Genomic DNA, 21,052 nt, shown 5'->3' with positions numbered 1-21,052 from the left:
GGCTAGCCCACCTTGCCGGCGAGGTCGTCCGCCAGCCCGTCCAGGACCGACTTCGCGCCCTCGCCGCCGTAGATCTCCTGGAGGGCCGCCGCCCAGCTGGTCGTCGCGTCGAAGAACTGCGCCTGCGGGGTGAACTGGATCTTCGTCTGGTCGACGACCGTCTCGAAGGTCTCCAGGAAGCCCGGCAGATGCCGCATCTTGTCCTTGTACGCGGCGTCGTCGGCGACCGACTTGCGCACCGGGTCGATGTGGTTGTGCGTGATCGCGCTCTTGCGCAGGTGCTCCTTGCCGGTCGCCCACTGCAGGAACAGCCAACTGGCGCTCTTCTTCTTGCTCTTGGCGTTCATGCCGAGCGACCAGATCCACATGTTGGTGGCCAGCGACCCGTCCGGCCCCTTCGGCCCCGGGTGGAAGGCGATCTTCCCGGAGGCGGGACTGGCCCCCTTCACCGCCTGGAAGTAGGCGGCCGTGTCGGCGTCGAACAGCATCCCGGCCTTCTTCGCGCCCAGGTCGCTGGAGCACTGGTACCAGGTGTACGACGTCCAGGACGGCGGCCCGCCCCGCTTGACCATCCGGGCCCAGTCCTCGGTGAAGGCGACGGCCTCGGGGCTGTTCATGGCGGGAGTGAGCTTCCCGCCGTCGACCGTGAAGTCCTTCAGACCGTTGCGGGCGTACATCGTCATGAAGCCGGGGTGGATGGTGGCCCAGCTCCTGGATCCGCGTACGGCGATCCCGTACATCCCGTCGAAACCGGCGCCCGGCGCCTTGCGCTTGATGGTCCCGGCGAGTTCGGCCAGCTCGTCGAAGGACTCGGCGGGCTTCACACCGAGCTTCTTGAAGACCTCGGTGTTGTAGGCGACGACGTTCGTCTCCCAGCCCCACGGCAGCGCGTACTGCCCGCCCTGGCCGAGTGGCGCGCCCGCCTTCAGCGACCACTGGTCGGCCTGGAGCAGGTTCGGGAAGAAGTCTCCCTGGTCCCATTCGGAGCCCGTCGCCGAGGAGTTGCGCATCCAGGGCCCGAGGTCCTCCAGCCAGTTCGGCGGCCCGTACTGCCACACCATGTACGCGCCGAGCATGAACACGTCGTAGGAGGCACGCCCGCTGGACAGGTCCACGGTGAGCTTGTCGAAGTAGTTGTCCTCGGGGAAGACGTCGTACTCGACCTTGATGCCGGTCTTCTCGGTGAAGGACTTCAGGTCGGCTATCAGGGCGTCCGTGTACGGGTGCTTGTTCAGCAGCGCCTTGACGGTGGTGCCCTTCTCCCGCTTCCAGTCGAAGGAGCCGGTGATGTCGTCCGCCGCTGACCCGTCGCTCTTGCTGTCGTTCCCGCCGAATCCGGAGCCGCAGGCCGTAAGCAGCGGGGCCGCGGCAGCCCCGGCGGCCAGGGCGAGGAAGCGCCGGCGGTCGTGCACGTGCGTGTCCATCCGTACCTCCACGTGGAGCCTGGTTAACACGTCGAGTCGACTCGTTAACAGAGGGTGGAACGGCTGAAGTTGGGCGTCAATCCCTCGCGCACGGGAAAATATCGGGGCACAGTGAGAAGTTCACAGATCCGGCTGCGACGGCGTGGGAGGTTCCGGATGGTGGACGAGGGTGCGGGCTGGCTGGGCGTCGACCTGGGCACGCAGAGCGTTCGCGTGCTGCTCGTCACCGCGGACGGCACGGTCCTCGGCAGCGGCTCGGCCCCGCTGGCCGGGCGGCGCGAGGGGGTGCGGCACGAACAGGACCCGGAGCGCTGGTGGCAGGCGCTGTGCACGGCGTCCCGGGCGGCACTCGGCTCCGCCCCGCCGATCGGCGGACTCGCGGTGTGCGGCACGTCCGGCACGGTCCTGCTCACGGACGGCTCGGGCCGACCGGTGAGCCCCGCGCTGATGTACGACGACGGGCGGGCGGCGGCGGAGGCGGCACGGGCCCGGGACGCGGGGATCGCGGTGCAGGACACCTGGGCGCTGCCGAAGGCGTTGTGGCTGGTGGGGGAGTACGGCCCCGGCCTGCGCCTCGCCCACCAGCCCGACCTGGTCGTCACCCGCCTCACCGGCGAACCGCCCCCGGCCGACTCCAGCCACGCCCTCAAGACGGGCTACGACCTGCGCCGGGAGGCCTGGCCGGAGGCCGCCCTGGCCCAACTGGGCGTCCCCGACCGCCTGTTGCCCGACGTCGTACGCCCGGGCACCCGCCTCGGCGAGGTCTGCGCGCAGGCCGCCGAAGCCACCGGCATCCCCGCCGGCACCCCGGTGCTCGCCGGCATGACCGACGGCTGCGCGGCCCAGATCGCCTCGGGCGCGCTGCGGCCCGGCTCCTGGAACTCGGTGCTCGGCACCACGCTCGTGCTCAAGGGAGCCGCCCGGGACCCGGTCCGGGACCCCACCGGCGTGGTCTACAACCACCGCGCCCCCGACGGCACCTGGCTGCCCGGCGGGGCGTCGAGCGTGGGCGCCGGGGCGCTCGCCGCGCACTTCCCGGAGGCCGACCCGGCGGCCATGGACGAGCGGGCGGCGGCCTTCGAGCCGTCCCGTGCGGTGGCGTACCCGCTGGTGTCGCCGGGGGAGCGGTTCCCCTTCCGGGCACCCGAGGCCACCGGCTTCGTCCTCGGCGACCCCGGCGACGACGCCGAGCTGTGGGCCGCGCTGCTCCAGGGCGTGGGCTTCGCGGAACGCCTGTGCCTGGACTATCTGCACCACCTCGGCGCCCCCCTCGACGGCCCGCTCACCTTCACGGGCGGCGGCGCCCGCAGCCCGTACTGGAACCAGCTGCGCACCGACATCCTCGGCCGCCCGGCCCGCATCCCGGAGCAGACGGAACCGGCCCTGGGCATGGCGGCGTTGGCGGCGTACGGGGTGTCGGGGGCCGGAGTGCTCGCCGATGTCGCCGAGCGCATGGTCCGCGTCCGTACGGTGCTCGAACCCCGCGCCGAGCGCACCGCCCGCTTCGCGGAGCCGTACGCTCGCCTCGTCGACGCGCTGGAGGAACGCGGCTGGCTGCCCCCCTCCGTCGCGCACGACGCCCGTACCCGCCTGCACCTGGACCCCGGAAAGCCATGACCACCACGACTCTCCTGCTGGCCCGCCACGGGCAGACCGTCTGGCACGCCGAGAACCGGTACGCCGGGGTCAGCGACATCGACCTCACCGACACCGGCCGTGCCCAGGCCGAGGCCCTCGGCCGGTGGGCCGCCGCCCACCCCGTCGACGCGATCTGGACGTCCCCGCTGTCCCGGGCCGGGGCCACCGCCGAGCCCGCCTGCCGCGCCCTGGGCCTCACGCCGCGGCGCGAACCCGGCCTCGTCGAATGCGACTTCGGGGTGGTGGAGGGCCGGACGCTCGCCGAGTTCGAGGCCGAGGACCCCGAGTGGGCCGCGGCGTTCCGCGCCGACCCGGTGGCCCATCCCTTCCCCGGCGCCGAGAACCCGGCGGCTGCAGCGGCCCGCGGTGCCACCGCCCTGCGCCGCATCGCCGCCGAGCACGCCGGCGGACGCGTCCTGGTCGTCGCCCACAACACCCTGCTGCGGCTGGTGCTGTGCACGCTGCTGTCGATCCCGCCCCGGGAGTACCGCAGAGTGCTCCCGCGGTTGCGGAACGCGGCGATCAGCGAACTGCGCATGAACTCCGACGGTTCCGCCGCACTCCTCTCACTCAATGTGCCCTGCGAGGCCGATGTGCCGTAGCACCATGGGCCCATGACGCAGATCGACACCTCGGTGCCGCACTCGGCCCGGATCTGGAACTACTGGCTGGGCGGCAAGGACAACTACCCGGTGGACGAGGCGGCCGGTGACGCCTACACCGCCGTGTTCCCCGGCATCGTCACCATCGCCCGCGGCAGCCGCGCCTTCCTCGGCCGCACCATCCGCCACCTCGTCCAGGAGGCGGGCGTACGGCAGTTCCTCGACGTCGGCACCGGCCTGCCGACCGTCGACAACACCCATGAGGTGGCGCAGCGCCTCGCCCCCGAGTCGCGTGTCGTCTACGTCGACAACGACCCCCTGGTCCTCGCGCACGCCCGCGCCCTGCTTACCTCCACGCCCGAGGGCGCGACGGCCTACGAGCCCATCGACCTCTACGAGCCGGAGGCCATCGTCGAGGCCGCCGGCAAGACGCTCGACCTCACCCGCCCCACCGCGCTCATCCTCAGCGGCATCCTGGGCCACGTGGCCGACTACGAACAGGCCCGCGACCTCGTCCGCCGCCTCCTGGCCGGCCTGCCCGCCGGCAGCTACCTCTCCCTCAACGAGGGCTCCCGCGGCACCGACCCGGCCTACGAACAGGCCCAGGACGCCTACAACGAGACCGGCGCGGTCCCCTACTTCCTGCGGCCGGTCGAGCGGATCGAGGCATTCTTCGAGGGCCTGGAGCTGGTGGAACCCGGCGTGGTCTCGGTACCGCTGTGGCACCCCGAGCCGGGCGCTCCCGCGGAACCGATCGGCCAGCACGGCGGCCTGGGCCGCAAGCCGTAGGCCCGCGCACGGGAAAGCCCCCGCGAGTCAGGTCCTCGCGGGGGCTTCCTTCTTTCCGCCTGCCGCCGTGAAGGGTGAGAAGACGATCACGAGGCAGGACGACTCGACGGCACGCCGTCAGGGCGCCAGCAGCAGCACGTCCGCGCGGGACTTGGCGGCCTCGTAACGCCGGGCCACGTCCTGCCAGTTGACGACCTGCCACATCGCCTCGATGAAGTCGACCTTCTGGTTGCGGTACTGCAGGTAGAAGGCGTGCTCCCAGGCGTCGAACACGAGGATCGGGGTGGCGCCCTGGCCGACGTTGCCCTGGTGGTCGTAGACCTGCTCCACGATCAGCCGCCCGCTCAGCGGCTCGTAGGCGAGCACACCCCAGCCGGACCCCTGTGTGGTCGCGGAGGCCTTGGTCAGCTGCGCCTTGAAGTTCGCGTAGGAGCCGAAGGACTCGGCGATCGCGTCCGCGAGCTCCCCCACCCCGTCGGCGGCCAGCGGCTCCCCGCCCCCGTCCTTCGGGCCGGTCATGTTCTGCCAGTAGATGCTGTGCAGGATGTGCCCGGAGAGGTGGAAGGCCAGGTTCTTCTCCAGCCCGTTGATCGACCCCCAGGTCTCCTTGTCCCGCGCCTCCGCAAGCTGCTCCAGCGTGTCGTTGGCACCCTTCACATAGGCCGCGTGGTGCTTGTCGTGATGCAGCTCGATGATCTCGGGGCTGATCACGGGGGCGAGCGCGGAGTAGTCGTACGGCAGCTCGGGCAACGTGTAGACGGGCAAGGCGGGACCCCTTCGAACCTCTTATTGCAATTAGCTTGCAAGTGCAGGCTAGCAGCATCAAGGCGGCGGAGGGGGGAGGGTCGCAAGCGTTGCGTGAATGCGTTCGGCAGGGCCGAGAACGCGATCTACCATCGGTGTGTACGCGACAGGGGGATGCCGTGGGTCCGGAGATGGCCGAGCTCGCCAGGACGGCGGGCACGACGATGGTGACGCTGATGGCCACCCAGGCCTGGGAGTCCACCCGCGAGGGGGTTCTCGCCCTGTGGCAGCGCTTCCAGCCCGACCGCGCCGACACCGTGGGCGGTGAACTCGAGGCCACCCGCGAGGATCTGCTTCTCGCCCGCGAGTCGGGAGACACCGACACCGAGGCCGAACTCACCGCCGAATGGCAGGCGAGGCTGCGCCGGCTCCTGGTGGCCCGGCCTGAGGTCGCGGACGAACTCCGCCGGATCCTCGCCGAGTTGAACCCCGAGTCCCCCCAGGCGCATACGGCGGTGGACGTCCGGCTGCGCGCCGAGGTCTCCGGCAGCGGCCGGGTCTACCAGGCCGGACGCGACCAGCACATCACCGAGCGATGAGCGAACTCGGCGCCCGGGCCTCGGGGCAGGGGCGGATCTTCCAGACCTCCGGCGATCAGTACATCGAGGAACACCACCATCACTACGACGCCGGCGCCGGCGGACCGCTCTTCGGACGCCAGGTCGTGCCCCCGGCGGGGTCCGGGCCGGCCGCTCCTGATTCCGTGCGGATGCCGCTGGTCGGCCGGGCGCCGGGCATCCTGCGCAACCGTGAAGAACTCCGCGAGGCCCTTGGCGCGGCGGTCGCCGGACCCGGCGGGGAGGTTCACGTCGTGCACGGCATGGGCGGCTGCGGCAAGACCGCCTTGGCGCACTGGCTGTTCAACGAGGCGGTGCGCGAGCACGGCCGCGTCGGCTTCTGGGTCAACGCGTCCGAGCTGATGTCCCTGCGCGCCGGGATGCTGGCGGTGGCGGGGGACCGCGGTGCGGAGGCCGGCGAGCTCGCCGCCGCGGCAGCGGGCCGGCGCGCTGCCGCCGACCTGGTCTGGCACCATCTCGACCACTCCACCGACCCCTGGCTGCTCGTCCTCGACAACGCCGACGACCCGGCGGTCCTGGAGGGCGGTGCGTGGCTCCGGTCCAGCGATCGCGGCACCGTGCTGGTCACGACCCGGCACGCCACGTCGCCGCTGTGGCGGGGGCCGGGCGTCCGCCGACACGCGTTGGGTGTCCTGCCGTTGGAGGAGGCTGCCCAGGTGCTGCGCGACCTGGCGCCGGAAGCGGGGGACCTGGAGTCCGCACGGAAGGTCGCCGAGCGCCTGGGGCGTCTGCCGCTCGCGCTCACGCTGGCCGGGTCCCATCTCGCCCACCAACTTCTGGAGTCGTGGTCCATGGACGAGTACGACCGCAAGCTCGGTGAGGAGTCGACGGCGATCGTCGACCGGGGCGCGGCCGGGCACGGTGGCAGCCAGTCCCGTCAACTGGTCGGCCGGACCTGGCAGTTGTCGCTGGACGCGCTGGCGGAACAAGGGCTTCCCGAGGCGACGACGCTGTTGCGGTTGCTGTCGTTCCTGGCCGCCGATCCCGTGCCGTTGAGCGTGCTGGTGCCGGTGGCCCGCGGTGAGGTGACGCTGGTGGGACTCGAACCCGCCCTGCGGGCAGAGCGGTTGGAGCCGGCGCTGAAGGGGCTGATCGACCACTCGCTGGCCGAGCTGGTGAGTGTGGACGGGGCGCGCTGCGTCCGGGCCCACGGGGTGCTGCTCGACAGCGTGGCCGGGGGAGTGCCGCAGGACCGGCGGGCGATCGTCGCAGAAGCGGCGGCCTCGCTCCTGGAGGCCGCGTTGCCCGGCCAGGGCTCCGACTCTCCCGAGACCCGGAGCCAGCTCGCGTTGCTGGCACCGCACGCGACGAGACTGCTCGCGGTGGCCGCGGACGAACGGACCGCGTTTCTCGCGGTGCGGGTCCTGCGGCAGGTCTACGACTCGGGGGACTACGCGGCGGCGCTGGCGCTCGCGCCCGCGGTCGTCGCATCCGTCCGGGGCGTCCTGGGTGCTGACCACCGCCTGGTCCTGGACGCCCGGCACCTGAGGGGCACGGCGCTGTTCCGGATGGGACGGTTCGCCGAGGCCGAGGCATCACACCGCGAGGTGCTGGAACGCCGGGAGACTCTGCTCGGTGCCGATGATGTGGACACGCTCCACAGCTGTGCCGCGCTGTCCCAGTCGCTCGACCTGCTCGACCGGGACGAGGAGGCCGAGAGCTGGGGCAGGCGGGCGCTCGACGGCTACCGGCGGGTGCTGGGCGAGGAGAGCACGGAGGCGCTGTTCATCTGGTGCGGGCTGATCGAGCTCCTGCCCCAGCTCGGCAAGGAAAGGGAGTTCGCGGAGGAGGGCCCCGCGCTCATCGAGGCCGCCGAGCGTGCCCTGGGCCCGGACCATCCCACGACGGTGCTGGCCCGGCACGACTACGCCGGTGGCCTGTTCCAGTTCGGCCGCCACGAAGAGGCCGAACCTCTGGCGCGCCGGGTGCTGGCCGACCGGACCCGGCTCCAGGGCCCGGAGCATCCTCTCACCTTGTCGGCCACCTCCCTCACCGCCCGCATCGCCCACGGCCTGGGAAGGATCGACGAGGCCATCGGGACCATGAAGGAGTTGTCCGAACGCCGGGCGCGGGTGCTCGGCCACGAGCACCCGTTCGCCGCCCACGACCGGGCCTGGGTCGCCACCTGGCAGGTCGAGGCCCGGGGCTGATCAGCCCTTGGTGGCGCGCGCCTTCTGCCACGCGTACCCGACAGCCGCCAGCACCAGCGTCATCCCGCCCGTCGAGTACAACTGCACCCGCGTGTCCGGCTCCCGGGCCATCAGGACGAAGACGGCGGCCATGCCGGCCAGGGCGATCCAGGTCAGCCACGGGAACGCCCACATCCGTACGACGAGCTTCTCCGGCGTCTCGCGCTCCAGCCGGCGGCGCAGCCGCAGTTGCGAGACGGCGATGAAGATCCAGACGACCAGGATCACCGCGCCGATCATGTTCAGCAGCCAGGCGAAGACGTCGTTCGGCCGCCAGTAGCTCAGCAGCACGCACAGGAACCCGAAGACGGAGGACGCCAGTACGGCGATCCGCGGCACCCCGCCCGAGACCCGGCCCAGCACCTTCGGGCCCTGGCCGCGCTCCACCAGGGAGTAGGCGATGCGCGAGGCGCCGTAGACGTTGGCGTTCATGGCGGACAGCAGGGCCACCAGCACGACCACGTTCATCAGCTGCCCGGCGCCGGGGATGCCCAGCTCGTCCAGGGCGGCGACGTACGGGCCCTTCTCGACGACCTCCTTGGAGTCCCACGGCACCAGGGTGACGATGACGGCCATCGAGCCGACGTAGAACAGCGCGATGCGCCACATCGCCGTACGGACCGCGCTCGCCACGCCCTTGACGGGGTTCTCCGACTCGGCCGCCGCGATGGTGACCGTCTCCAGGCCGCCGTAGGCGAAGACCGAGGCGAGCAGGCCGATGACGAGGCCCTCACCGCCGTTCGGCATGAAGTCGGTGAGGTGGCTCGCGCCCGGCGAGTCCGTGCCGGGCAGGACGCCGGCGATCGCCAGGACGCCGAGCGCCAGGAACAGCGTGATCGCGCCGACCTTCAGGGCCGCGAACCAGAACTCGAACTCGCCGAAGTTCTTCACGGCCGCGAGGTTCGTGCCGCAGAAGACGACCATGAACAGTGCCACCCACGCCCACTCCGGGGTGCCCGGCAGCCAGCCGCTGACGATCTTCGCGGCCCCGATGCCCTCCAGGCCGACGGCCGTACAGAGCAGGACCCAGAACGCCCACCCGGCGGTGAACCCGGCCCAGGGGCCGATCGCCCGCTCCGCGTGCGCCGAGAACGACCCCGACGAGGGATACGCGGCCGACATCTCGCCGAGCATCCGCATCACCAGCATCACGAGGAGACCGGAGAGGGCGTAGGCGACCACGATCGACGGACCGGCCGCGGCGATGCCCGCGCCGGAGCCGACGAACAGACCGGCGCCGATCACCCCGCCGAGGGCGATCATCGAAAGGTGGCGCTGCTTCAGGCCATGGGAGAGGGAGGCGTCGTCCGTGCGGGGCGGCGTCCCGGTGGTGGTGCTGGGCATGGGCGCGGCTCGTCCAATGCGTGAGAGGCGAGAGAGGGCAAAAACGCCGCCAGTCTGGGTGGTCCCTTCGCCCGGGAGGGAGGGGTGTCCAGCATGCGGACACATGGAACGCACGCCGTGAGGCCCCGGGAACGGAGGGTGGACGCCCGTCGCGGAAGCCACGGGCACCCGTCCTGGCGGCTATTTGGCGAAACCCTACAGTCCGCTTCTCCGCCGGGTCCGTGACCGAAGCCTCGCTGCCACCGTGACCGGCATCACGTCATGCTTGGTGTAACGCCCACCTTTTGTCCGGAGCCAACCAATCGCGCGTTCGCCCCTTTGTCGAGCGCTGACGGTGATCAGGGCGAGGGCGCTGGGATAGCGTCACCGTGTCCCGACCGACCCTCACCCTCGCGGAGTCCCCATGAGCACCGCTGCCGTCCCCGCCCTCCCCCACTCTCGAAAGGGCTCGAGCGGACAGGTCCTCGCCGACCTGCTCCCCTCTTCTCGTGTCCGGGACGCGGCCCTCGTGCTCGGCGGCGCCGCGCTCACCGGTCTCGCCGCCCAGCTCTCGGTGCCCGTGCCGGGCTCCCCGGTGCCGGTGACCGGCCAGACCTTCGCCGCGCTGCTCGTCGGCACGTCCCTCGGTGCCGGCCGCGGCCTCCTCGCGCTCGCGCTGTACGCCGTGGCGGGCGTCGCGGGCGTGCCGTGGTTCGCGCAGGGCACCTCGGGCATCCTCCCCTCCTTCGGCTACATCCTCGGCATGATCCTCGCCGCCACCGTCGTGGGCGCCCTGGCCCGCCGCGGTGCCGACCGCTCGATGCTGCGCATGGCGGGCACGATGCTGGTGGGCGAGGTCATCATCTACGCCATCGGCGTGCCCTACCTGGCCCTGGCCACCGGCATGTCCGCCACCGCCGCGATCGCGGCCGGCCTCACGCCGTTCCTGATCGGCGACGCGCTGAAGGCGGCCCTGGCGATGGGCGCGCTGCCGACGGCCTGGAAGCTCGCCGACAAGCGCTGACGCGACGGTCGCGCACGAGAGGCTCGCCGGGGGTGTTCCCTCAGCCCGGCGAGCCTCTCGTGCGTTGTGGCGCTGTGCGGCTGGTTCAGACCGCCCGAGGCCGGGGTTTCAGTCCGCCTGCGGCCCCGACTGCCGCCTGGACCACCACATTCCGGCCGCGCCCGCCGCGAGCAGCGAGGCCCCGGCCGCGCCCAGCGGCAGCAGATCACGTGCCGGACCGGTCTCCGCCAACTCCTTGCCGCCCGGGGACACCGGCTTGTTGTCGGTGCCGAGCAGCAGGGGCGTGGCCGGGGCGTCCGGCGACGGGTTGGTCGTGCCGAACGGCACCGGGCCCTGCTGCCAGAACGTCTTCTTCCCGTCGCCGGTCTGGACGGGCAGGCAGATCTTTCCTGCCTTGCTCAGGTCGTACGTCGCGTCGACGGCATAGGACTTCGACTTACCGGCCGCGAGATTGTCGACGGCGCAGGCGAAACCGCTGTTAGAACCCTCCGGAAGGCCGTTCTCGGGTATCGCGGAACAGCCCTCGACGTTCTTCACCACAAGCCCGTCGAAACCGACGACCAGCAGCCTGATCTTCCCGCTGTCCTTGCTCCCCTCGTTCTTCACGGTGGCGGTAATCGCCGTCTTTTTCGAACCGTTGTCGACCGAGATCTTCTCGGGCAGCAGCGTGGTGAGCTTCACCCCGGCCGGTGCTTCGTCGACTGCCTTTCCTCCCTTGCTGCTTGCGGGCCCTCCGTCCTCCGCGCCGGCAGTGCCGGAAAGGATCAGCACCGCCGAGAATGATGCCGCGACCAGCGGCCCCACGACCACGGCCGTACGACGAGAACTCATGTTCGCCCCCCTTGCGTCCCCCTGGGCTGCGCCTGAATTCGCAGCACTGAAAGAGGTACCACAAGATTTCGCCGCACTATCCTGGTACGGCGCGAAGTGTGACCGTTGTGTTTCACTGGAGGCGGTCGCGGCGTCGTGGAGGGGGTGCAGCGGATTGCCGGGGAATGCGAATAGCGGCGGTGTTCCAGGGGTATTGGTGACGGGGCGCTATCGGTTGGTCGAAAGTATCGGCCAGGGGGGAATGGGGCGGGTGTGGCGAGCCGCCGACGAAATGCTCGACCGGCCGGTCGCCGTCAAGGAAATGCGGATCGACGGTATCGACGCGGAGGACAACAGGACGCGCCGCGAACGCACCCTGCGCGAGGCCAGGGCCACGGCCCGGATCGACCACCCCAACGTCGTACGGGTCTACGACGTGGTCGACGAGGGCGAACGCCTGTGGATCGTCATGGAGTTGGTGGCCGGCCGCTCCCTCGAACGGATCCTCGCGGAGGACGGCCCCCTGAGCCCCGGCGAGACGGCCCGGATCGGGCTCGGCCTGGTCGCGGCGCTACGGCAAGTGCATGCGCGGGGCGTCCTGCACCGGGACATCAAGCCCGGGAACGTCCTGGTGGAGAACGCGGCCGGGCCGGCCGGATCAGGGCGCCGCGGCGGCACGGGTTCCGGCCAGGGCCCGGACCCCGGCTCCCCGGAACGACGCGTCGTCCTCACGGACTTCGGCATCGCCGCGATCCAGGACGCCAAAGCACTCACGATGGTCGGGATGCTGGTCGGCTCGCCCGACTACATGGCCCCCGAGCGGATCTCCGGCCGTCCACAGGGCCCGCCCTCCGACAACTGGTCCCTCGGCGCGACCCTCTGCGCGGCCCTGGGCGGCCGTTCCCCCTTCGCCCGCGACACCACGCTGGCGACCCTGCACGCGGTGCTCTACGAGGAACCCGAACTCCCCGCCGCCTCCGGCCCGTTGCGCGACATCCTGACGGCCCTCCTGGAAAAGGACCCGTCGACCCGCCCGAACCTGGAGGACCTGGAAACGGCCCTGGAAGCGGTGGCGTTCCCGGTTCCCACGCCGACGGTGCCGGTGGGGTGGGGCGCGGCCGGCCTCGAGGAAACCCTGGGGGGAGGGGGGCTTGAGCAGGGACGGCCGGAGCGGGACCTGCACACGGAATCGGAACCGAAGCCGGAACCGGAACCGGAACCGGAGCCGGAGTCGGAGCCGGACCAGCAACGCATCCCGGAACCGCACCCGGAACCCGAGAAGGACCAGCAACCCGCCCCGGAACCGGAGCCACGGACCTCGGCCCCCACGACGGCTGCACCCCAGGACCCCCGCCAGCCCGCCCCCGTCCTGGACGCGGCACGACACCAACTCCCCGACCACCACCCCGCGGCCGCCACCACGGAAGCCGCCGCGAAGGCGCAGCCGAACACGTCACGTCCCGACCGCCGCGCCACCACCGCCCACCGCCCGAGCCCCGTCTCCCTCACCCGCGCACAGGCGGCGACCGAGTGCCGCCCCCACCCCACGCCGGCACCCGGCCCGATGCCGCCGGGCGAGCTCCCCGGCCCCGCCGTCCCGGCCGTGTCCCGCCCCCGCGCAGGTCACCGCCGTAGGATGCTCGCCGCCGCGGCGGCCACGATCGCGACGGCCGGTGCCGTCGTAGGAATCATCCTGGCGACATCATCGGGTTCACCGGGCGACGACGACACCCGCGCAGGCTCTTCCACTTCCGCACCCCCCACCACCGGCCCCACCCCGACAGCCACCACCACACCCACACCCACCGTCGAGGGCACAGCCCGGCCGCAGAGCCTGCCGCCGGGCACGCACCGGGAGGCCGGTGGGTTCGCCTGGGCGACACCGGACGGCTGGCGACGGGACGTGAAGACGGGCGCGGAGGTGCATTACACCTCCCCGGACGGCGCCCAGGAACTGGTCGGCAAGTCGGCCCTGGCGCGCGGCGACCTCCTGGAGACCTGGCAGACCTCGGAACGCAACGCCCACCAGGGCCAGGACTACCGCAAGATCCGCCTGGAGGAGACGACGTTCCGCGGCCACCCGGCGGTGGTCTGGGAGTACACCTTCACGCTGGAGGGCGTCCGCTGGCACGCCCGTCTGCTCGGCTTCAACGTGGGCGGCAAGTCGTACCAGGTCAACACCTGGTACCAGGCAGGGATCGAGGAGGAGGCCCTGAGCACGTACGAGAAGGTCAAGGACAGCTTCACGGTGCTGTAGGGACACAAAAAGGGGCCTGCGGCGCGCGTCCTGAAAGGAAGAACACGCACCGCAGGCCCCACACATCGAAGAGGCGAGCGCCCGCCGGTCAGCCGGCCGAGACCTCGTCCCGGCCCTCGTCCGGAACCTCGACCCGCGCGGCGTCGGCGCCCCGCCGACCGCGGCCCCTCTGCTTCACGAAGGCGATGACGAGCACCACGGCCGCGACGAGCAGCGACAGCAGGATGGTCTGGCGCCCGTCGTGCTCGGTGTCGGTGAGCATGTAGCCGAGGATGAACACGATCAGTCCGGCCGTCGCCCAGGTCAGATACGGGTACAGCCACATCTTGACGACGAGCTTCTCCGGCGCCTCCGCCTGGATGATCTTCCGCATCCGCAGCTGGGAGAAGCAGATCACCAGCCACACGAACAGGGCGACCGCGCCACTGGAGTTCACGAGGAAGAGGAAGACGGAGTCCGGGAACTTGTAGTTGAAGAAGACGGCGACGAAGCCGAACGCGACGGACGCGAGGATCGCGGTCCGCGGCACGCCGTTGCCGGTCGTGCGGGCGAAGGACTTCGGCGCGTCGCCGCGCTGGCCGAGGGAGAAGGCCATGCGGGAGGCGGTGTAGAGACCGGAGTTGAGACAGGACAGCACCGAGGTCAGCACGATGAAGTTCATGATCTGACCGGCGTGCGGAATGCCCAGGGAGTCGAGCGCGGCGACATAGGAGCCGTCGTCGGTGATGGACTTGCTGTCCCACGGCAGCAGGGCGACCACAACGAAGATCGAACCGAGGTAGAAGACGCCGACTCGCCAGATGATGCTGTTGGTGGCCTTGGTGACGGCCTGCTGCGGGTTCTCGGACTCACCGGCGGCCAGGGTGGCGATCTCGCTGCCCATGAAGGAGAAGACGACCAGGAGCACACCGGTGAGGATGGCGCCCGCGCCATGGGGCAGGAAGCCGCCGTGCTGAGTGAGGTTGCTCAGCCCGGCCTGCTCACTGTCCACGCCGGGCAGCAGCCCGAAGACGGCAAGCCCACCGATGACGATGAACGCGGCGATCGCGACGACCTTGATCCCGGCGAACCAGAACTCGAACTCGCCGTACGACCCGACGGAGACCAGGTTGGTGGCGGTGAGCACCAGCATCACGATCAGGGCCCAGGCCCACTGCGGCACGGCCGGGATCCAGCCCTCCAGGATCACGGCACCGGCGGTCGCCTCGACCGCGAGCACCACGACCCAGAAGAACCAGTACAGCCAGCCGATGGAGAAACCGGCCCAGGGGCCGAGCGCCCGGTCGGCGTGCGCGGAGAAGGAACCCGAGGTCGGGTTGGCGGCCGACATCTCACCGAGCATCCGCATCACCAGCACCACGAGCGTGCCGACGAGGGCGTACGACAGGAGAATGCCGGGGCCTGCGGTGGCGATACCGGAGCTGGACCCCACGAAGAGCCCGGCCCCGATGACGCCACCGATGGCGATCATCGACAGATGCCGGTTCTTGAGCCCGGCCTGCAGTCCGGAGCTGCCGTCCGGTCCGCCGGGTTCTCCGGGCCCTCCGGGGTCGTTTCCGGTCGTCTTCAGTGTCGGCTGCGAGGTCATGGAACGGATTTCCTTTGCGCCGGGGAGTTGTTCTTCCGTACGGAGCCGCACCAGCCGTACGAACGGGGTGTGTCGCGGCATGACGGTGTACGGGTCCTCGTACGAGCGGGTGTACGAGCCGGTCCAGTGAATCGGAGGCGAACGTTTTCGAGAACCTTTGAATCCAGATTGTTACTTGAGGTTTTCCTGAGGTTCCGTAATGCGGCTCACATTCGCCTCACGTTTTCATGAGCGCCACCCCGCGCGCCTTCCCCGAAACACCCGTGTCACACTCATCCCATGCGCGTGTACCTCGGCTCGGACCATGCCGGCTACGAACTCAAGAACCACCTCGTCGACTGGCTGAAGGCGGCGGGTCACGACCCCGTCGACTGTGGCCCGCACATCTACGACGCCCAGGACGACTACCCGCCCTTCTGCCTCCGCGCAGCGGAGCGCACGGCCGCGGACCCCGACGCGCTCGGCGTCGTCATCGGCGGTTCCGGCAACGGCGAGCAGATCGCCGCGAACAAGGTCAAGGGCGTCCGCGCGGCCCTCGCCTGGAGCGAGGAGACGGCGGCCCTCGGCCGTCAGCACAACAACGCCAACGTCGTCGCCGTGGGCGCGCGCATGCACTCGCAGGACGAGGCGACGGCCTTCATCGAGACGTTCCTCGCGACACCGTTCTCCGGTGACGAACGTCACATTCGCCGAATCGACATGCTCAACGAGTACGAAACGACGGCTGCCCTCCCCCCGATCCCGCCGCACCACCCCCAGCAGGGCCCCGACGCCTGAGCCGCTGAGACCGACCATGTGAGCCGGGCTCGCGGCACACCGGCGCGAGGGCGCAAGGCGGGGTCCAGCCCGAGCCCACCGCGGCCCCAGCACCCGCCCCGCGCCTTCGGCCAAGCCCCACGGTTCCACCCCGCCCCGGACCCGGACATGGCCCAAGCCCGCTACGAGTCCAGTGCTGAGTCGGTCGCAGGCTCAGTGTCCGAGCCCACCGTCGGGCCAGTGCCGAGTCAGGCGCAGGCCAGTAGAAGAGTCAGACCCAGGTCAGTGGTGAGTTGGATGCCGGCTCAGTGCCGAGTCGGACGCAGGCCCAGTGTCCGAGCCCCGGCCCAGGGGGGCCAAGGGGCGCAGCCCCTGGCGGGGTGTGGGGGCGGAGCCCCGCGAGGGGTGCGGGGGACGCAGTCGCCGCCGGGGTCCGGGGCGGAGCCCCGATGCCTTTCGACCTCAACCCCTTGACGAACTGCTTCGGGTGGGTGGGTGGGAAAGCCCCGTCCGGGGCGGAGCCCCGAGGCTGTTCGAGTCCGGTCTCTTGACCGACCGAGTCGGGCGGGTGGGTGGGCAAAGGCAACGATCACAGGGAGAACCCGTGCCAGAAGGCCACACCATCCACCGCCTGGCCCAGGACTACGCCGCCGCCTTCCTCGGCACAACCCCCCGAACCACCAGCCCCCAGGGCAAGTTCACCGACGCCGCCGCCCTCCTCACCGGCACGGAACTCACCCACACGGAAGCCCACGGCAAACACCTCTTCCTCGGCTTCCGCGACAGCGACTGGATCCACATCCACCTCGGCCTCTTCGGCAAGGTCACCTTCGGCCCGGCCCCCGCACCCCCACCCACCGACACCGTGCGCCTCCGCCTCGCGAACGACACCGCGTACGTAGACCTCCGAGGCCCCACCACCTGCGCCCTGATCACACCCCCGGAGAAGCAGGCGATACACGACCGCCTCGGCCCCGACCCCCTCCGCGAGGACGCCGACCCGGACGCCGCGTACCGCCGTATCGCCCGCAGCCGTACGACGATCGCCGCCCTCCTCATGGACCAGAAGGTCATCGCAGGCGTGGGAAACGTCTACCGCGCGGAGGTCCTCTTCCGGCACCGCATCGACCCGTACCGCCCCGGCAAGGACCTCACCCCGTCCGAGTGGCACACGATCTGGACCGACCTGGTCGCGCTCATGCGCGAGGGCGTCCGCAACAACCGCATCGACACCGTCCGCCCGGAACACACCCCGGAGGCCATGGGCCGCCCACCCCGCGTGGACGACCACGGCGGCGAGGTGTACGTCTACCGCAGGGCCAACCAGCCCTGCCACCTCTGCGGCACCGAGATCCGCACCGCCGACCTCGCCGCCCGCAACCTCTTCTGGTGCCCGACCTGCCAACGCCCTTGAGGAACCCCCGACACGACCGCCAGGACCAAGCGGCCGTCGGCGGCCCGCGGCATCGGCAGACCGGCAAGCACGTGCCGCAGCCGGGGCACATCCACGTTCCCGCAGTTCAACGCCTTGTACATCGCGCCGTGCCCGCGCCGGTGCTCGGCCACCAGCGTCAGGTCCACCGGCGAGGTCACCCAACCGTCCGCGCACAACAACGCGTCCACGAGGTCGAACAATTCGTCCCCGCGCCCGGTCAGACAGTCGAATAAGTCCTCCCGGCGTGCGAGATGTCGTTCGATGCCAGGAGTCAGGCACGGGCACTGATGCCTCAGCCGGCGAGCAGGGCCTGCATCCACTGGTCTTCGCGTTGCTCGATGTACTCGGCGTCGTTTCGCCAGGCGTCGCCGTGGCCTTCAGCCCACAGCCTTGCCCAGGGCTGGGCTCCTTGGGCTGCCTGGTCGCGCAGGAAGTCGTGCATGGAACGCGTACGGCGCCCCAGTAGAGGGACCAACCGACGGCGTTCGGACTCATCCAGACCGTAGGCGTCGGCGAAGACTCGCAGTCGGTCCGCCGCGTCCGGGCTCTGCCAGTCCGGATGCGCGGACAGCGGAATGAACCCGTGAATGGCGTATGCGACATCCCACAGGCGCGAGCCGGGACCTGCAGCGTCCCAGTCGATGAAGGCCCACCGCGCCTCGTCTGCGACCACGAGGTTCCAGGGGGCCAAGTCGTTATGGGCGATGATGTCACTGCCCTCAGCGGGAATCAGCGTCTGCCACCGCGCATCGGACGGCGGCGTGAAGTCCTGCACGGCGTCGTGGAAGTCCCGGATCAGCCGTGCCACGCGAGCCAGTTGTCGAGCGGGTTCCATCAGCGAGAACCGGTCGGGCCAGACCACATGTCCCGGCATGAAGGTCAGGACCTCACGCCCCTGATCGTCAATGCCGAGCGGACGAGGCGCCGCGCCGAATCCCACCTCGTGCAGGTGGGCAAGCAGGGCATGCACAGCGGGAGTCCATATTCCGGCCGGACGGCGAACGGTGTCCCCGACGCGAACGACACCATCACTGACGTTGCCACCGGACAAAGGCTGTTCATCATCATGCCGCATCGAACCAGTGTGTCGGATCAGCTCGTCATGATCACCCCATTAAGGGGACCGTCAGAGTAGGGACGGAGGTTAAGGAACAAGCTCAGAAGCTGTACGGCAACCACGGCGCCACACCGGCCCCGAACCCCAGCGAGGCCTCCGCCAACGCCCCCCGCCGTACCTCCCGCACACGCCCCGCCGTCCCCAACGAGGCCAGCGACACACCCCCGAGGTACGCCGTACCCAACTCCCGTACGGACAGGGCGACATCCGCCGCGTCCGCCGTACGCTCGCAGGACGCCCCCTTCGCGTCCCCGCTGAGCCGCCAACGCCCGGCGTTCCAGGGGCAGAACGCGTCCTCCACCTCGAACACCACATCCACCGGCGCCTGATACGTCCGCGCCTCCAGCGCGGCGCCCAGATCCACCGGCCGTACGTACAGCGAATCCCCCAACCGCGGCCGGCACCGCCGGATGTCGGACACCCAGTGCCGCCACGCGTCGTCCACCGGCCGCCCCCGCCCCCGCACCACCAGCGACGACGTCAGGTCGATGCCGAACAGGAAGCGCCACAGCGCCGCGTCCGCCGCGGGGTCCAGCGCCGCCGAGTTCTCCAGAATCACCGTGCCGTTGGGCCCGCTGGCCTCCCAGCCCGGCTTGACGCGATACCGCGCGTACCCGACGGTCTCGCCGTCCCGCTCGGCGACGACGCACTGCAGCGGCGACGCCCCCTCCCGCTCGCTCTCCGGATCGAGCAGCCCCAGCCGCTCCCAGCCGGGCTGCCGGGCCAGCATCCCCGGCCGCGACGGAACCAGCCGGGCGTACACCGCCTCGCACACGTCGAGGACATCGGCCGGAACGGCGTACCGCACGCGCACGTCGTCCGTACCCGCCGGCAGCGACGTGAGCCGCACCCGGGTCGTGTCGATCTCGGCGTTCAACTGGAAAGTGGCGCTCCCGTATCCGAACCGGCCGTAGATCGCCGGCTCGGAGGCCGTGAGCACGGCCAGCGGCTCACCCCAGGCACGGACGTCGTCCAGCTGCCGCCGCATCATCGACGTCAGAATTCCGCGCCGGCGGTGCGTGGCGGCCACGCTGACCATGGTGACGCCCGCGGCCGGCACCGAGGCACCGCCGGGCACCGTGAGCCGGAAGCTGAACGCCCCGGCCGTCCCCACACACTCGTCCCCGTCCCAGGCGCCGAGTGAACGGTCGAGCTCGGTCAGCGAGTTCCACAACTCCCGTTCCTCGGCGGACTCCGGCACCCCGCCGAAGCCCCGGATCAGGGTCTCGTACCACTTGTCCCAATCGTCCCGCCGCAGCACCCGCAGGTCGAGCGCGGAGCCGCTCGCGTCAGTCGCCATGGGCCATGCCTACCAGGGCAATGCGGGACGAGCGAGCAAATTTCTCTCAGGTGGCGGCGGGGCGGCACGCTGTGAAGTTCACTGTGAAGTCGGCCCTCGGACGGGGGACAAGTGGGACCTCCCGTGCCAAGCGGCTGGTCCGATGGATAGGGTCCCGAACTAATGGCATCAGGACGAGAGCGGCGCGCGGAAGCCGACACGTTCACGGCCCGGTTGAAGAAGCAGTGGCACCGGGCCCGCGTCGGCGTGCGCCGAGCCGCCGTGGACTACTTCCGCGGTGACGGCTCGGACTGGATCGCCCTGGCCGGTCTGCTCCTGACCGTCCCGCTGATCGCGGCGGCGACGCTGGGGAACTCGGTGTGGTTCTCGCCGGCCGCGCTCGTCCTGCCCGTCGTCGTGGGCGGCCTGGTGCTGCGCCCGGCGAGCCTGCTCGGCCTGTACGCGGCGGCGGCCACGGCGCTGATCGTGGAGTCGGTGCAACTGGGCCCGTACACGGAGGGGCCCTCCAGGGTCACTCCGGGCATCGTGCTGGTGGTCGCGGCCTGCGGTTTCTTCGGGCTGCTGCTGGCCCAGTTCCGCAGCCGGGTCGGTGTGCCCTGGCGGCGCGGCGGCACCATGCTCTTCGACCTGCGCGAACGTATCCGGGTGCAGAGCCAGCTGCCCGACCTGCCGGGCGGCTGGCACCAGGAGATGGCGCTGCGCCCGGCGGGCGGGCAGTCCTTCTCGGGCGACTTCGTGGTGGCGGCCCGCACCAACGGCGGCCGTACGCTCGAGGTCGTCCTCACCGACGTCTCCGGCAAGGGCATGGACGCGGGCTCCCGCGCCCTGCTCCTGTCCGGTGCGTTCGGCGGCCTGCTGGGCTCCCTCCCGCCGCACGCCTTCCTCCCCGCCGCGAACGGCTATCTGCTCCGCCAGGACTGGGACGAGGGCTTCGCCACCTCCATCCACCTGGTCCTCGACCTGGACTCCGGCGACTACGAGCTCTACTCGGCCGGCCATCCGCCGGGCCTGCAGCTCAGCGCGGGCACCGGACGCTGGGAGGAGAAGGCGGCCGAGGGCCCGCTCCTCGGTGTGTACGACGGCGCCCAGTTCGACCCCGTGAAGGGCTCGCTGCGCCCGGGCGACGTGCTGATGCTGTTCACGGACGGCCTGGTGGAGACCTCCGACCGCGACATCGTCGAGGGCATCGACCGCCTCACCGGCGAGGCCGACCGCTATGTGGCCGGCGGCTTCCACGGCGCCGCCTGGCACCTCATCGAGGCGGTGGCCAAGGACGTCAACGACGACCGGGCCCTCCTGCTGATCTGCCGAGAGGGCCCGACGGCGACGTCCGCCCCCCGCTGAGGTGGGGTTTTCCCCAGGTCGGTCCGGCGGTCGTCCTCATGGTCCGCGCACCCTCCGTTTCCGTACGTTCGACA

At 70.9% G+C, this 21,052-nt stretch carries 17 protein-coding genes and 1 pseudogene; 10 read left to right on the top strand and 8 right to left on the bottom strand.

The features are described from left to right. Positions 1-2 precede the first annotated feature (2 nt). Positions 3-1,424 carry a sugar ABC transporter substrate-binding protein gene (locus tag OHU35_RS14740; protein WP_189723632.1) on the bottom strand — a complete coding sequence of 474 codons (1,422 nt, stop codon included), beginning with the start codon at positions 1,422-1,424 and terminating at the stop codon, positions 3-5. A 156-nt stretch (positions 1,425-1,580) separates the two neighbouring features. On the opposite strand from OHU35_RS14740, the gene OHU35_RS14735 reads away from it, so the two are divergent. The 3 genes from OHU35_RS14735 to OHU35_RS14725 are packed head-to-tail and all read left to right on the top strand — an operon-like array spanning position 1,581 to position 4,453. Further along, positions 1,581-3,041, top strand: a complete 1,461-nt coding sequence (locus OHU35_RS14735; RefSeq protein ID WP_405505540.1) for an FGGY-family carbohydrate kinase — start codon at positions 1,581-1,583, stop codon at positions 3,039-3,041. Next, on the top strand, positions 3,038-3,664 hold the full coding sequence (locus OHU35_RS14730; protein ID WP_189723629.1) for a histidine phosphatase family protein: 627 nt from the start codon (positions 3,038-3,040) through the stop codon (positions 3,662-3,664). The genes OHU35_RS14735 and OHU35_RS14730 overlap by 4 nt, the downstream gene beginning before the upstream one ends. Positions 3,665-3,676: 12 nt before the next feature. Continuing rightward, positions 3,677-4,453 carry an SAM-dependent methyltransferase gene (locus OHU35_RS14725; protein ID WP_405505538.1) on the top strand — a complete coding sequence of 259 codons (777 nt, stop codon included), beginning with the start codon at positions 3,677-3,679 and terminating at the stop codon, positions 4,451-4,453. A gap of 117 nt (positions 4,454-4,570) precedes the next feature. Here the strand turns inward: OHU35_RS14725 and OHU35_RS14720 are convergent, their stop codons facing one another. Then, complete coding sequence (locus OHU35_RS14720) at positions 4,571-5,218, bottom strand: superoxide dismutase (protein WP_189723627.1); 648 nt, start codon at positions 5,216-5,218, stop codon at positions 4,571-4,573. A gap of 158 nt (positions 5,219-5,376) precedes the next feature. On the opposite strand from OHU35_RS14720, the gene OHU35_RS14715 reads away from it, so the two are divergent. Both OHU35_RS14715 and OHU35_RS14710 read left to right on the top strand, forming a co-directional pair. After that, positions 5,377-5,796, top strand: a complete 420-nt coding sequence (locus tag OHU35_RS14715; protein WP_359894272.1) for a hypothetical protein — start codon at positions 5,377-5,379, stop codon at positions 5,794-5,796. Next, complete coding sequence (locus tag OHU35_RS14710) at positions 5,793-7,985, top strand: tetratricopeptide repeat protein (protein ID WP_405505536.1); 2,193 nt, start codon at positions 5,793-5,795, stop codon at positions 7,983-7,985. Before OHU35_RS14715 ends, OHU35_RS14710 begins: the two co-directional genes overlap by 4 nt. Here the strand turns inward: OHU35_RS14710 and OHU35_RS14705 are convergent, their stop codons facing one another. Beyond that, positions 7,986-9,368 carry an amino acid permease gene (locus OHU35_RS14705; protein ID WP_405505534.1) on the bottom strand — a complete coding sequence of 461 codons (1,383 nt, stop codon included), beginning with the start codon at positions 9,366-9,368 and terminating at the stop codon, positions 7,986-7,988. 403 nt (positions 9,369-9,771) lie between these two features. Between OHU35_RS14705 and OHU35_RS14700 the strand changes: the two genes are divergently transcribed. Beyond that, a complete protein-coding gene (locus OHU35_RS14700; RefSeq protein WP_189723622.1) occupies positions 9,772-10,371 on the top strand; it encodes a biotin transporter BioY in 600 nt (199 codons plus the stop codon). Positions 10,372-10,479: 108 nt separating this feature from the next. Here the strand turns inward: OHU35_RS14700 and OHU35_RS14695 are convergent, their stop codons facing one another. Beyond that, a complete protein-coding gene (locus OHU35_RS14695) occupies positions 10,480-11,202 on the bottom strand; it encodes a hypothetical protein (protein ID WP_189723621.1) in 723 nt (240 codons plus the stop codon). 241 nt (positions 11,203-11,443) lie between these two features. On the opposite strand from OHU35_RS14695, the gene OHU35_RS14690 reads away from it, so the two are divergent. Then, positions 11,444-13,438 carry a serine/threonine-protein kinase gene (locus OHU35_RS14690; protein WP_229872898.1) on the top strand — a complete coding sequence of 665 codons (1,995 nt, stop codon included), beginning with the start codon at positions 11,444-11,446 and terminating at the stop codon, positions 13,436-13,438. Between the two features lie 88 nt (positions 13,439-13,526). Here the strand turns inward: OHU35_RS14690 and OHU35_RS14685 are convergent, their stop codons facing one another. After that, positions 13,527-15,026 (bottom strand): amino acid permease, encoded by a 1,500-nt coding sequence (locus OHU35_RS14685; RefSeq protein WP_189723617.1) that lies wholly within the window; start codon positions 15,024-15,026, stop codon positions 13,527-13,529. A 279-nt stretch (positions 15,027-15,305) separates the two neighbouring features. Between OHU35_RS14685 and OHU35_RS14680 the strand changes: the two genes are divergently transcribed. Next, a complete protein-coding gene (locus OHU35_RS14680; protein WP_189723615.1) occupies positions 15,306-15,803 on the top strand; it encodes a ribose-5-phosphate isomerase in 498 nt (165 codons plus the stop codon). Positions 15,804-16,386: 583 nt separating this feature from the next. After that, positions 16,387-17,196 (top strand): Fpg/Nei family DNA glycosylase, encoded by an 810-nt coding sequence (locus tag OHU35_RS14675; RefSeq protein ID WP_189723613.1) that lies wholly within the window; start codon positions 16,387-16,389, stop codon positions 17,194-17,196. 14 nt (positions 17,197-17,210) lie between these two features. On the opposite strand, the pseudogene OHU35_RS14670 reads toward OHU35_RS14675, so the two are convergent. The 3 genes and pseudogenes from OHU35_RS14670 to OHU35_RS14660 all read right to left on the bottom strand — a co-directional run. Then, positions 17,211-17,492: pseudogene (locus tag OHU35_RS14670) on the bottom strand (transposase); the annotation flags it as partial. A gap of 17 nt (positions 17,493-17,509) precedes the next feature. Then, positions 17,510-18,292, bottom strand: a complete 783-nt coding sequence (locus tag OHU35_RS14665; RefSeq protein ID WP_189723611.1) for a phosphotransferase enzyme family protein — start codon at positions 18,290-18,292, stop codon at positions 17,510-17,512. 82 nt (positions 18,293-18,374) lie between these two features. Further along, positions 18,375-19,634, bottom strand: a complete 1,260-nt coding sequence (locus OHU35_RS14660) for a GNAT family N-acetyltransferase (protein WP_405505531.1) — start codon at positions 19,632-19,634, stop codon at positions 18,375-18,377. 162 nt (positions 19,635-19,796) lie between these two features. Here OHU35_RS14660 and OHU35_RS14655 point away from each other — a divergent pair, with 162 nt between their 5' ends. Then, the gene (locus OHU35_RS14655) at positions 19,797-20,978 is read left to right on the top strand and encodes a PP2C family protein-serine/threonine phosphatase (RefSeq protein WP_405505530.1); all 1,182 of its coding nucleotides are present in this window, start codon (positions 19,797-19,799) and stop codon (positions 20,976-20,978) included. The last annotated feature ends 74 nt before the right edge of the window (positions 20,979-21,052 follow it).

The sequence above is a fragment of the Streptomyces purpurascens genome (genome assembly GCF_045040895.1).
GTDB lineage: Bacteria > Actinomycetota > Actinomycetes > Streptomycetales > Streptomycetaceae > Streptomyces > Streptomyces purpurascens.
This window is presented reverse-complemented; position numbering and strand designations above follow the sequence as displayed.